The organism is Streptomyces sp. NPDC038135 (assembly GCF_055601245.1).
The window spans coordinates 819,440-832,422 of sequence record NZ_JBVJXS010000001.1; the positions used below are offsets into that span (position 1 = coordinate 819,440).

Consider the following 12,983-nt stretch of genomic DNA (forward strand, 5'->3'; position numbering starts at 1 on the left):
TTTCCGCGCGGTCCCGTTCGCCTCAGCCGGCCTTCGACAACCGGGCCACCGGATCGCCCTCGGCCGCGCTCTGCCCGGAGTAACGAAGGTCGTCGCCGACCGGCGTCAGCTCCACCGGGTGCGGCGCCGGGTCGCAGCCGGCGTGGTTGGACTTCGCCCCGGTCGAGGTCGCCACGATCCGGGACGGCGTCACCTGCTTCAGGGTGAGGATGTCGACGCAGACTCCGCCGAGCTGGTCGGTCTGCCGCAGCCGGCCCAGCTCCTCCCCCAACGCCGCCTTGTGCACGGTGAGCCGGAAGGTGCCCATGGGCAGGCTGCCGCCGAGTCCGCTGGCCTGGCCTTCCCAGGTGCCGAGGTAGCGGGCCGGGATCGCGCCCGGTGTGCCGCCGCTCGCGTCGGGCGCCCCGGTGGCCGAGGCGCCGGCCGAGCGGGACGGCCGCGGTGCGCTGCCCGCCGTGTCTTCGCCGCCGCCGGCCCACGGCTTGAGCAGCGCCCCGAGTCCCACCGCCGCGGCCGCGACGCCCGCCACGGCCAGCGCGACGGTGCAGCTCACCAGGCGTCCGCGCCCCTTGTCGCCCGGCGTTGACGTCGCCGCCACGCTCACGGTGACCCTGCCGGGCGCCGGCCGCCCGTCCTGCGGCCCGGCCCCGGCGGACGACGGTTCCCCGTCCCCGCCGCCCGGCCGCGCGGCGGAGCCGTCCGGGGCGCCGGTCGGCGGAGGCGGGGTCATCGGCGGAGCCGGCCCGAACACCCCCGCGGGCGGCGCCTCTTCGGGCCGCCCGGTCCGGCCCGGCTCGTCGGTGCGGGGCACGGCGTCCGAAGTGCCGCCCACCGAGGGGCTGCTGAAGTTCACCGGGCCGGACGGCGCGGTCTCGGCCGTCTCCAGGTTGAGCAGGCTCACGGCGCTCCGGCTGACCTGCTCCACCAGCGTGCCCGGCAGCCAGCCGCCGGCGACCAGGCGGGCGGTGCCCTCGGGGGCGAGCCGGCGGGCCAGCTCCGCCGGGGCCGGGCGGGCCACCGGGTCCTTGGCCAGGCAGGCGGCCGCCGCGTCGCGCAACTCGCCGGTGAGACCGCCCAGTTCCGGTTCCTCATGGACGACCTTGTACAGCAGCGCGGCCGAGGAGTCACCCGGGAACGGGGGCTCACCGGTCGCCGCGTAGGCCAGCACCGCGCCCAGGGAGAAGACGTCGGCCGCTCCGGTGACGCCCTTGCCGAGGATCTGCTCGGGGGACATGTAGCCGGGCGAGCCGACGGAGACTCCGGTCGAGGTGAGGGACGCGGTGCCGTCCGTGGCGCGGGCGATGCCGAAGTCGATGAGCAGCGGGCCGTCCAGGGTGAGCAGCACGTTGGAGGGCTTCACGTCCCGGTGCACCAGGCCCAGTTCGTGCACGGCGGTGAGCGCCTCGGCCAGGCCCGCACCCAGGGCCCGCACGGTCCGCGCGGGCAGCGGGCCGCCGTCCGTGACGGCCGCGGCGAGGGACGGGCCCGCCGCGTAGGCGGTGGCGACCCAGGGCACGGCTGCCTCCGGGTCCGCGTCCAGGACGGGCGCGGTCCAGGCGCCGCCGACCCGGCGGGCGGCCTCGACCTCCCGCCGGAAGCGGGCGCGGAACTGCTCGTCCAGCGCGTAGTGCGGATGCACGATCTTCACGGCGACCGTGCGGCCGCCCGCGCTGCGGCCCAGGTAGACCCGGCCCATGCCGCCGGAGCCCAGCCGGCCGAGCAGCCGGTAGGGCCCGACGGCGGCCGGTTCGTCGGCTCCGAGCGGCTGCATGGCGCGCACCTCTCCCCCGTAACGCCTCTACTGCGGCAGCGTAGTGCCGCGGCGATCACGGCTGAAGCAGATCCACCTTCACGTCCGCCGGGAAGCCGGTCGTCGGGCCGACCCGGCCGGCGAACTCGGCGACGGCCTTCAGCTGCGGTGCGCCGAAGCTGAAGTCGAGGGTGGTGAAGTACTGCTCGAGGGTGGCCTCGTCGAAGGACTCCCAGCGGGCGGCCTGCTCGGCGACCTTGCCGACCTCCTCCAGCGAGAGGTTGCGGGAGGCGAGGAAGGCCTCGTGGACCTTGCGGGTGATGAACGGCTCGCGCTCGGCGTAGTCGCGGCGGGCCGCCCAGACCGCGAAGACGAACGGCAGCCCGGTCCACTCCTTCCACAGCGCGCCCAGGTCGTGCACCTCCAGGCCGAAGCGGGGGCCGTCGATGAGGTTGGCGCGCAGGGCGGCGTCGCCGATCAGGACGGCGGCGTCCGCCTCCTGCATCATCAGGCTGAGGTCGGGCGGACAGGTGTAGTAGTCCGGCTGGACGCCGAAGCGTTCCGCCAGCAGGAGCTGGGCCAGCCTGACCGACGTGCGCGAGGTCGAACCGAGGGCGACCCGGGCGCCGTCCAGCCGGTCGAGCGGGACCTGCGAGACGATCACGCAGGACATCACCGGGCCGTCGCAGCCGACGGCGATGTCCGGGAAGGCCACGAGATCGTCGGCGTTGCGCAGGAACTCCACGAGGGTGACCGGACCGATGTCGAGGTCGCCGCGCACGAGCTGCTCGCTGAGCTTTTCCGGCGTGTCCTTCGTCAGCTGGAAATCGAGGAGCGTGCCGGTTCTCGCGAGCCCCCAGTACAGGGGCAGGCAGTTCAGGAACTGGATGTGGCCGACGCGCGGCCGGGTGCGAGAATTGTCCACATCGCGAGACTAGACCCCTTGCGGTACGGTGCTGAGACCGGCCCCACCGTCAACCCACCCGAGTGGCCGTTCAAACATTCGGGTGAAGTGATCTTGGCCTCTATTGCTTCCGGCTGCCCGCGTGCTAGGCTCGCCGCAAGTTGCAGTTTGGTTTCCCTTGCAGTACAGAGCCTGCGGAGCATGTGACCGCGGGCTCTCGTCGTTTTCAGACGAATGCAGTTGTGCAGCACCGTTTCGCACGTGCAGGTTCTGGAGCAGGGCAACCCTTTTGGGCCCAAGGAGGGCTTATGGCTACCGGAACCGTTAAGTGGTTCAACGCCGAAAAGGGCTTTGGCTTCATCGCCCAGGAGGGCGGCGGCCCCGACGTCTTCGTTCACTACTCCGCGATCAACGCCCAGGGCTTCCGTTCGCTCGAGGAGAACCAGCAGGTCTCCTTCGACGTGACGCAGGGCCCGAAGGGTCCGCAGGCGGAGAACGTCACCCCCGTCTGATCACTGCCTGATCGCAGAACCTGAGTGCAGTACCCAAGGAGCCCCACGCCGTATGGCGACGGGGCTCCTGCCTTTTCCTGGCCGGCGCCGCGGTGAATTCCGGGTGAATTCCCGTTGCGCCGGCCTTCGTGTGCGGTGCACGGACGCGTGACGCCGAACGGGAAACAGGTCGTGTGACCGGTATCCCCTGGACCGTCGGCGGTACCGGTCACGATTCCGGGCCATGACGACCGACGCCCTCGCCGCCGCCTGTGCCGGCCGCTTCAGGGACTCGCTCGCCGGCCGGCCGCCGGGTCCGGCCCTCCTCGCCACCTGGCCGAGACGATCCCCCGTCGGGACGCTGACCGGCCTGGAAGTCCGAGCAGGTCACAACGCATGTTCGAGGGTGACTTGGGAGCCCCGTGAGCGGTTGAAACCGGGAGTACCGGGAGCGCGACCTGTGCCGGTAACCGCTGGGGACGGCATGGGGATCGGCTCCCCCCAGCATCGGTTGCGTCGCCAGGGAGAGAACGGCGGCCGCATCCCGATCCGTATACCCAGGGGGAGTCACGACATGCGCACCACCATCGCACTTCGTACGAAGACGGTTCTGGCCGCGCTCACCGGCGCCGGTGTCCTCGCACTCGGTACCGCCGCGGCCGTTCCGGCGACCGGTGTGCAGAACGCCCTGGTGCACGTGGCCGGCTTCGCGGGCCACCAGGCGGACGCCCCGGCCCTGGCCAACGGACACGGCCCCGGCTTCACCCGGGGCTGACCCCACCGCGCCACCCCGGCGCCCCCACACCAACGGCATCGGCCGGGCCCCACCCCGCCGGTGCCGTTTCGCATGAACGCCGGGTTCCGACCATCCGGCCAGGCACGGCCCCCGGCACGGCCGTCGGCACTCCGATCCGCTCGCCGGCCGTAGGCCTGATCGGCCGCCGGGCCAGAGGTTCGTCGACCGGGTCGGTCCGGTCCGCCGTGCGGGGGCCGCCGGACACCGCGTCGGCGGTCAGGCGGCGGCCGGGACGCCGGGCGCCGTGTCCGTGGGGCGGCACAGGGCGGTCGGGCCGGGCTAGAGGCGGCGGCCCTCCCGGGTCACGCCCATCGCGTCGAAGAGGGCCTCCGCCGCCTGCTGGTGGGTGTGGGCCGTGGAGTCGTCGCCGAGTTCCCGGGCGGCTTCCGCGAGGCCGAGCAGGGCGCGGGCCATCTCGATGCGGTAGCCGAGGCGGGACGCCAGTTCGTAGGCGTGGCGGTGCAGTTCCATCGCCCGCTCGGGCGCGCCGCGCCGCAGGTGAACGAGTGCGACGACGTTGACCACGGACGCCTGGCGCAGCGCCGTGCCCTCGGCGGAGACCAGTTCCAGGGCCCGCTCGGCGTGTTCGGCGGCCGAGCGCACCTCGCCGAGCCGCTGGCAGACCTGCGCCCAGTGGGCGAGGACCACGGCCACGTTGGCCGGCTTGCGGGACTCGTCGCACAGTTCGAGCGCCTGGGCGAGACAGGCGCGGGCGCGTTCGTCCTCGTCGGTGCCGAGGTGGGCCAGGGCCAGCCAGGTGAGCGAGGCGATCTCGTTGCTGCGGTCGCCGAGGCTGCGGTTCAGCTCGGTGGCCCGGGCCGCGTACCGGGCGCCCTCGGCGTAGTGGCCCGACCAGGTCTCCACCGTGCTGAGGTTGTCCAGGGCCTGCGCCTCCATCCGGGCCGAGCCCAGCTCCTGGTGCAGGGCGATGCCCTGGACGAGCCAGGTGCGGGCCTCGTCGAAGTTGCCGAGCGCCCCGTGCAGCAGGCCGAGGACGTCGATGCACATCGCCTCGCCCCGGCGGTCGTCGGCGGAGGCCAGCTCCAGGGCCTCCTGGGCGGTGGTGATGCCGTCCTGGAAGTCGCCGAGCCACCAGTGGCCCACGGCCAGGTTGCCCAGGCTGATGCTGAGCAGCGCCGGATCGTCGAGCTGCCGGCAGGCGCCGACGCCGATGCGGCCGACCACCCGGAACTCCTCGTAGTCACCGCGCAGATCGAGGTAGAAGAGCAGGTTGCGGGCGAGCAGCGCCGCGTAGCGGTGCAGCCCGCGCGTGCCCGCCTGGGTCGCGACCGCGAGCAGTGCGTCGTACTCGCGGTCGAACCAGCGCAGCGCCCCGTCGTCACCGTCCAGCCGGGGCAGTTCGGGGCCGCCGGAGGCGGGCGGGTCGCCGTAGCGGCTGCGGCCCGGGAAGAGCGTCTCGCAGGCCACGTCGGTGGCGAGCGTGTAGTACGACACCAGCCGCTCGACCGCGGCCTCCTCGTCGTCCTCGGCCTCCCGCACGCTCATCGCGTACGTGCGCACCAGGTCGTGGAAGCCGTAGAGACCCGCCTCGTGCTGCTCCAGCAGGTGCGCGTCGAGGAGCAGTTCGAGGGCGTCCTCGGCGTCGTGGACGCCGGTGCCGAGCAGCGCGGCGGCGGAGTGGACGTCGATGGTGCTGCCCGGATGCAGTCCGAGCAGCCGGAACGCGACGCGCTGGTCCTCCTCCATCGCCTGGTACGACAGCCGGAGCGTGGCCTCGACGCTGCGCTCCCCGGCGCTCAGCTCGCGCAGCCGCCGGGTCTCGTCGGCGAGCCGGTCGACCAGGTACCGGACGGTCCAGCGGGGCCGGTTGCGCAGCCGGGCGGTGGTGATGCGCAGGGCGAGGGGCAGGCCGCCGCACAGGTCGGCCAGCAGGGCCACGGCGTCGGGCTCGGCGGCGGTGCGGTCGTCGCCGAGCATCCGGTTGAGCAGGGTGGTGCTGTCGTCGGCGGAGAGCTGTCCGAGGGAGAGCCATTCGGCGGCGTCCAGGTCGAGCATGCGCACCCGGCCGGTGAGGATCGCCAGGGAGTCCTCGGAGGCGGGCAGCAGTGGCCGGATCTGTGCGGCGTCGGCGGCGTTGTCCAGCAGGAGGAGCAGCTTGCGCTGCGCGGAAACGCTTCGCCACAGGGCGGTGCGTCTCTCCAGGTCGTCGGGAATGCGGTCGTCCGCCACACCCAGGTTGCGCAGCAGCGAGTGCAGCACGGCGCCCGGCTCCTGGGCCTTCTCGCCGGGGCTGAATCCGCGCAGGTCGACGAAGAGCTGGCCGTCGGGGTAGTCGGCGGCGAGCTGGTGGGCGGCGTGCACCGCGAGCGCGGTCTTGCCGCTGCCTCCCATGCCGTCCACGCCGACGATCCGGGCGCGCTCGGCGGCCGACGCCCGGCCCACCTTCAGCAGCCGGGCCAGCTCCGCGTCCCGGCCGGTGAAGTCCGGCAGGTCGTAGGGCAGGGTGCAGGGCGCCGGCTCGGACCCGGAGGGCCGGGCGGGCGGGGCCGGCACGAGCAGGGCGGCGCGGTCGGCCACCGACTGGGGCACCCGGGGCGCCACTTCGGGGCTGTCGCGCAGGATCGCCTCGTACAGCCGGGTCAGTTCGGCGCCCGGGTCGATGCCCAGTTCCTCCACGAGCAGTTCGCGCATCCGGCCGAACTCCTCCAGCGCCTCCGCCTGCCGGCCGGCCCGGTACAGGGCGAGCATCAGCCGGCCGCGCAGGGTCTCCCGGAGCGGGTGCGCGGTGACAAGCTCGCGCAGCGGTCCCACCAGGTCGCCGGACTCGCCGAGTTCGAGCTGCAGCTCGAAGTACTGCTCGGCGACCGCCATGTGCCGCTCCTCCAGGGCGGCGGAGGCCGCGGAGATCACCGGGCCGCCCGCGCCCGCCATGACCGGGCCGCGCCACAGGTCCAGGCAGGCCCGCAGATGACCGACCGCCTCGGCGGGCCGCCCGGCGGCCACCGCCTGCCGCGCCTCGCGCGCGCGCCGGCCGAACTCGTGCAGGTCGAGCTGCTCCTCCTCGAGCACGGCCCGGTATCCGGCGCCGTCGGTGACGATCAGGGAGGAGCCGCCGGGGATGCGGGTGCGCAGCGCGGCGACGGCCTTGCGGATCTGGTGACCGGCGGTCTGCGGCGGCTCGTCGTCCCAGGCGGCGGTCACCAGCCGGGGCATCGGCACCATGCGCCCCGGCTCCAGTAACAGCGTGACCAGCACCCGTTCCTGGGTGGGACTGCCGAGTCTCAGCCGCCGGTCCCCGTGCCACCCTTCCAGCGAGCCGAGGATGTTGAAGCGCACGACAGGCAGACCGGAAGCCGCCGACTCCACGTAACCCGTCCCCCCCGCCCCGTCGTCCTGCTAGCCCCCGGATGTTCGGGACAATCCTAGGTTGTACCCCGAACCTGTCGCGCCGGAAGACGACTTCACGTTACAAGGGTTAACCCTTGGTCTGCGCCAAAAGAAAGACCATCTTCAGGCAAGCTGTGGGAGAACGGACCGCGTATCGCCGGCCAACGCCGGGTCGTGGCACAGGATGGCGCTCTCGACCTGGCGCAGGGCGGGCGACGGCTGGATGCCGAGTTCGAGGTCGAGGTGGCGGCGCATGCGGCGGAAGACGTCGAGGGCGTCGGCCTGACGGCCCGAGCAGTACAGGGCGATCATGAGCTGCTCGCAGAACCGCTCCCGCAGCGGGTGGTTGGTGTGCGCGTCGGTCAGCTCGGCGAGGACCGCCGCGTGCCGGCCGAGCCGCAGCTCCGCGTCGAAGCGCAGTTCCATGGCGCGCATCCGGTACTCCTCGTACCGGGCGCCCGCGAGCTGGCACAGGGTCCCGCAGGCGAACCCGCCGAACACCGGGCCGCGCCAGAGCGCGAGCGCGTCGCCGAGCAGCCGGGCGATGTACGCCGGGTCGCCCCCGCGGGACGACTCGGCGTGCCGTACCGCGCCGACGAACTCGGCGGCGTCCAGTTCGCCGTCCCCCACGACGAGCCGGTAGCCCGAGGGGTGGATGGTCACCCTGGACCCCGCCCGGCCCGGCTCCAGGCCGCGCAGCTTGCGGCGCAGCCGGCTGATGTGCGCCTGCAGGGCGTTGGCCTGGTTGTCCGGTACGGCGTCCCCCCACATCTCCTCGACCAGGCTCTCCCCGGAAACCGGCTGGCCCTCGCTGATCAGCAGGGCCTGCACCAGGGTGCGCTGCAGGTCGCCGGAGATCTCCGCGGGGCCGGACACGGTACGGATCTGCAGGGCCCCGAGGATCGAGAACTTCAGCATCCTGACTCCGCCTCCCGTTGATGTCGCTGGCGTCGTCGTCCTTCTTCCGGCGACGTATCAACAGTGCGCGGCCCGGCTACCGGATCGTTACCGGTCCGTTCCCGGCCCGGTGTCGTCACCGACGACCAGCGCCCGCAGGGAGGCCACCCTCGCCGCCGCCACCTCGGGTGAGTCGGCGCCGACCACGAGGTGGCCGGGGTGCGGCGCCTCGGGCGGTGAGACGTGGCGGACGTCCGGCAGTACGCCCACCTCCGCCTCCGCCAGCCGCCACGGCGGGCCGATCAGCGCGGCGGCGGCGAAGCAGTTCGGCCGCACCGTGTCGATCAGCCGCCCGGCCAGCACCTCCACCGCGCCGGCGGCCAGGTCCAACCCGCCGGCCGCCTTGACCAGTTCGGGCACCGGGTCGTCGCCGAGGCCCGCCCGGCAGCCGGTGATCACCGGGCCGCGCGGGGTGAGGGCGACGCTGGAGTGGGCCGGGCCGAACTGGTATCCGGTCAGGTCCAGCAGCGCGGTCACCACCGCGCGCACCTCGGCGGCGGTGTCGGCCGTGAGCGGCGCGGGGTGGAGCAGGCCGTAGGGCGTGCGGGCGACGATCGCGACGGCCTGGTGCATGCCGTGCACGCTCAGCGTCTCCACGGTCAGCCGCAGGTCGCCGGGGGCCACCTCGGTACCGCCGGGCGAGAGCCGGTTGTCGCGGACGAGGCGCTGCACCGCGGCCGGGTCGGACAGCGCCACGAGGGCACGGGCGGGGTTGACGCACAGCCCCGCCTCGGCGGCTTCGGCCAGGGGTGCGCGCAGGGCCGCCTCGTCCGTGGCGTCGGCCCGTATGGAGCGCACTTGGACTCCCGCGCGCGCGGCCTGGCGGACGAGGCGCGGGTCCGGGTTCAGCAGGAAGATCCGGCGGACGTCGTTGTGTTCTTTCATGCCTCTGCTCGGGGGACGGAGTAGGCGGGGGGTGGAAAGGCAGGCTACGAGCGGCCGATACCGATCCGGTCCCGGCTGGTTCCCGGGGTGGTGCGCGTGCCCGGAACGAGTGCTCCTGCGAGGGGGGTGACGGACCGTGGACACCACTGGACCCACTTGTACGCTACCGGTTCCCGGGCATTCGCCGAGGGCGGTTTCACGGCAAGGCCGGGGCGGCCGGCCCGCGCCTCCGCCCGGCTGCTCCGCCCTCTCGCGCCCGGCGTCTCAGCGTGCGTAGAGGCCTTCTACCTCCTGGGCGAAGTCCCGCATGATCCGTTCCCTGCGCAGCTTCATCGAGGGCGTCAGGTGTCCCGCCTCCTCGGTGAAGTCCACGGGCAGCACGGCGAACCGGCGGATCGACTCGGGTCGGGAGACGAGCTTGTTGGCCTCGTCCAGGGCCCGCTGCAGGACGGCCTCCAGCTCGGCGTCGCCGACCAGGAGCTCCGGCGGCACCGGATGTCTGCCGTTCATCAGGCGCCAGTGGGTGATGCCGTCGGGGTCGAGGGTGATGAGGGCGGCGACGTACGGCCGCCCGTCGCCGACGAGCATGACCTGCGAGATCAGCGGGTGCTGGCGCAGCCAGTTCTCCAGTGGCGCCGGGGCCACCGACTTGCCGCCTGCCGTGATCAGCAGTTCCTTCTTGCGGCCGGTGATGGTCAGGTAGCCCTCGTCGTCCAGCTCGCCGATGTCGCCGGTGGGCAGCCAGCCGTCCCGGGTGGCGGGGACGACTCCGCCGGCCTGGGGGTCCCAGTAGCCGCGCAGCACATGGTCGCCGGAGAGCAGGATCTCCCCGTCCGCCGCGATCCGCACCCGGGTACCGGGCAGCGGCCAGCCGACCGTGCCCAGCCGGGGCTTGAGCGGCGGGGTGACCGTGGAGGCGCCGGCGGTCTCCGTCAGGCCGTACCCCTCGAAGACCTCGATCCCGGCGCCGGCGTAGAACGCGGCCAGGCGCCGGCCGAGCGGTGAGCCGCCGCAGATGACGTACTTGACCCTGCCGCCCATGGCGTTGCGGATGCGCCGGTACACCAGCGGGTCGTAGAAGGAACGGGTGGTGCGCAGCGCCCGGTTGGGGCCGCCGCCCGCTCCGGTCTGCCGGGCCTCGAGCGCCTCGCCGTACCGCACGGCCACCGTGGTCGCCCGGTCGAAGGCGCCCGCCCGGCCGCCCTCCTCCGCTTTGGCCCGCGCGGAGTTGAAGATCTTCTCCAGCATGTACGGGATGGTCAGCAGGCAGGTCGGCCGGAAGGCGGCGAGGTCGGGCAGCAGGTCCTCGGCCTTGAGGCTCGGCGCGTGCCCGAGCCGGACCCGGGCGCGGACGCAGGCGATCGCCACCATCCGCCCGAAGACGTGGGACATCGGCAGGAACAGCAGCACCGACGCCTCCTCGGCCGACGCCGTCCGGAAGACCGGGTGGAGGAGCTGGACGGCGTTGTCGACCTCGGCGAAGAAGTTGCCGTGCGAGAGGGCGCAGCCCTTGGGTCGGCCGGTGGTGCCGGAGGTGTAGATGAGCGTGGCGAGGGTGTCGGGGCCCAGCATGCCGCGGCGTACGGCCACTTCGCCGTCCGGCACCTCGGCGCCCAGCTCCGCCAGCCGGTCCACGTGGCCCTGCTCCATCACCCACAGGTGCCCCAGGTCCGGCAGCCGCTCCAGTTCGGGGCCCATCGCGGCGGCCTGGGCGCCGGTCTCCGTGACCAGCGCGACCGCGCCGGAGTCGTGCAGGATCCACCGGGTCTGGAAGACGGAGGACGTGGGGTAGACGGGGACCGTGACCAGGCCGGCCGCCCAGGCGGCGAAGTCCAGCAGCGTCCACTCGTACCGGGTCCGGGCCATCACGGCGATCCGGTCGCCCGGCGTGAGGCCCGACGCGATCATGCCCTTGGCCACCGCGAGCACCTGTGCGGCGAAGCGCGCCGCCGTCACGTCCGTCCAGCGGTCGTCGTCGGCCCTGCGGCTGAGCACGACGGCGTCGGGGGCGGCCTCGGCGTTGTCGAACGGCAGGTCGGCGAGCGAGCCGTGCGTCACCGGCGGTGCGAACGGCGGGACGTACGCCTCCCGTACCGCGCCGTCCAGTCGCCGGGTCTCGGGTTCCACCAGGACCGGCAGGCCGTCGTAGTCGGTGGCCTGGACGTGGACGCCGGAGGAGACCGGGGCGCTCGGGTGGGGGGTGGACACGGGGCGGCTCCTCGGGCGTGCAGCGGAGAACTGCTTGCTGCCTGACGTACGTGCCTCGGGCGGCGAGGCGTTCACCGGCGCTGTCCCGCGGTAAGGGGTTACCGGCGGTCAGGCTGGTGATCGTACGACTCGGCTGTGGGGGGCTTGTGCGGGTTCCGGGATGGTCCGGGAACGGGGGTGTGCATCCTCGGAGATCATGTGAGAGTCGTTCATGTTCGTTGGCTCACACGCGCCGTCCCGGCCCACCGGCCGGTGTTTTCAAGGGCGTTCCAGGATCGCGGTCACACCCTGGCCGCCGGCCGCGCACACGGAGATCAGGCCCCTGCCGGGCGCGTCCCGCTCGGCGAGCAGCTTCGCCAGGGTGGCGACGATCCGCGCCCCGGTCGCCGCGAACGGGTGCCCGGTGGCCAGCGACGACCCGGCCACATTCAGCCGGGCCCGGTCCACCTCCGGCAGCCCCCGCTTCTCCCAGGCGGCGAGCGTGGCCAGCACCTGGGAGGCGAAGGCCTCGTGCACCTCGATCAGGTCGAAGTCGTCCAGGCCGAGGCCGGTGCGCTCCAGCAGGCGCGGCACCGCGTACGCCGGGGCCATCAGCAGGCCGTCCTCGCCGCCCGCCACGTCGCCGTGCGCGAAGTCGACGGCGGCCGTCTCGTACGCGGTGAGGAAGGCGAGGGGCTCCAGGCCGCGCGCCTCGGCCCACTCCTCGCTCGCCAGCAGGACGAGAGCCGCGCCGTCGGTGAGCGGGGTCGAGTTGCCGGCGGTCATGGTGGGACCGGGGTCCTTCAGGCCGAACACCGGCTTCAGGGCGGCCAGTTTCTCCGGGGTGGATTCGGGACGCAGGTTCTGGTCGCGGTCCAGGCCGCGGAAGGGGACGACCAGGTCGTCGAAGAAGCCCCGGTCGTACGCCGCCGCCAGCCGCCGGTGGCTGGTGGCGGCCAGTTCGTCCTGCGCCTCGCGGCTGATGCCCCAGGCGCGGGCGGTCACCGCCGCGTGCTCGCCCATCGAAAGCCCGGTGCGCGAATCGGCGTTGCGCGGGATGTCCGGGACCAGGTGCCCGGGCCGGATGCCGGTGAGGGCCTTCAGCCGGCCGCCCGTGGTCCGCGCCCGGCGGGCCTCCAGCAGGATGCGGCGCAGCCGGTCGTTGACGCCGAGGGGCGCGTCACTCGCGGTGTCGGCGCCGCCCGCGACCGCGGACTCGGTCTGGCCGAGGGCGATCTTGTTGGCGGCGGCGATGACGGCCTGCAGCCCGGTGCCGCAGGCCTGCTGGATGTCGTAGGCGGGGGTGCGCGGGTCCAGCCGGGAGCCGAGCACGGTCTCGCGGGCGAGGTTGAAGTCCCGGCTGTGCTTGAGGACCGCGCCGGCCACGAACTCGCCCACGACGCCCGGCCCGTCGAGGCCGTGGCGCTCGGCCAGCCCGTCGAGGGCCGCGGTCAGCATGTGCTGGTTGGAGGCGGTGGCGTACGGCCCGTCGGAGCGGGCGAACGGCAGGCGGGTGCCGCCGATCACCGCGACGCGCCGCACCCGGGGGCGCTCGGACGGGGTTGCGAGGGGACTCATCTCGACCTGCTCCTCAGCCGTGACATAGGCTTACCTCCGGTAACCTTACTTCAGAGTAAGCAATTGGGACCGAGTCAGCACGGGAGT

At 73.5% G+C, this 12,983-nt stretch carries 9 protein-coding genes; 2 read left to right on the plus strand and 7 right to left on the minus strand.

Features of this window, described 5'->3' with window-relative positions; all coding sequences use genetic code 11:
- Positions 1-22: 22 nt before the first annotated feature.
- Both ACZ7JA_RS03860 and ACZ7JA_RS03865 read right to left on the minus strand, forming a co-directional pair.
- Positions 23-1,771, minus strand: a complete 1,749-nt coding sequence (locus tag ACZ7JA_RS03860) for a serine/threonine-protein kinase (protein ID WP_470807038.1) — start codon at positions 1,769-1,771, stop codon at positions 23-25.
- A 55-nt stretch (positions 1,772-1,826) separates the two neighbouring features.
- Complete coding sequence (locus ACZ7JA_RS03865; protein WP_351667675.1) at positions 1,827-2,675, minus strand: menaquinone biosynthetic enzyme MqnA/MqnD family protein; 849 nt, start codon at positions 2,673-2,675, stop codon at positions 1,827-1,829.
- 287 nt (positions 2,676-2,962) lie between these two features.
- Between ACZ7JA_RS03865 and ACZ7JA_RS03870 the strand changes: the two genes are divergently transcribed.
- Positions 2,963-3,166, plus strand: coding sequence for a cold-shock protein (locus tag ACZ7JA_RS03870; protein ID WP_003974443.1), 204 nt, complete (start codon positions 2,963-2,965; stop codon positions 3,164-3,166).
- 553 nt (positions 3,167-3,719) lie between these two features.
- The gene (locus ACZ7JA_RS03875) at positions 3,720-3,920 is read left to right on the plus strand and encodes a hypothetical protein (protein ID WP_351667673.1); all 201 of its coding nucleotides are present in this window, start codon (positions 3,720-3,722) and stop codon (positions 3,918-3,920) included.
- Positions 3,921-4,220: 300 nt separating this feature from the next.
- Here the strand turns inward: ACZ7JA_RS03875 and ACZ7JA_RS03880 are convergent, their stop codons facing one another.
- From ACZ7JA_RS03880 to ACZ7JA_RS03900, 5 genes are all read right to left on the minus strand, one after another.
- Positions 4,221-7,268, minus strand: coding sequence for an AfsR/SARP family transcriptional regulator (locus ACZ7JA_RS03880; RefSeq protein ID WP_351667671.1), 3,048 nt, complete (start codon positions 7,266-7,268; stop codon positions 4,221-4,223).
- A 144-nt stretch (positions 7,269-7,412) separates the two neighbouring features.
- A complete protein-coding gene (locus tag ACZ7JA_RS03885) occupies positions 7,413-8,207 on the minus strand; it encodes an AfsR/SARP family transcriptional regulator (RefSeq protein ID WP_351667669.1) in 795 nt (264 codons plus the stop codon).
- A gap of 87 nt (positions 8,208-8,294) precedes the next feature.
- Entirely contained in the window at positions 8,295-9,131 is an 837-nt protein-coding gene (locus ACZ7JA_RS03890) for a hypothetical protein (RefSeq protein WP_389305287.1), read from the minus strand.
- 264 nt (positions 9,132-9,395) lie between these two features.
- Positions 9,396-11,339: an AMP-dependent synthetase/ligase gene (locus tag ACZ7JA_RS03895; protein WP_470807040.1), complete on the minus strand. Its 1,944-nt coding sequence runs from the start codon at positions 11,337-11,339 to the stop codon at positions 9,396-9,398.
- A 258-nt stretch (positions 11,340-11,597) separates the two neighbouring features.
- On the minus strand, positions 11,598-12,896 hold the full coding sequence (locus tag ACZ7JA_RS03900) for an acetyl-CoA C-acetyltransferase (RefSeq protein ID WP_470807042.1): 1,299 nt from the start codon (positions 12,894-12,896) through the stop codon (positions 11,598-11,600).
- Between the last annotated feature and the right edge of the window lie 87 nt (positions 12,897-12,983).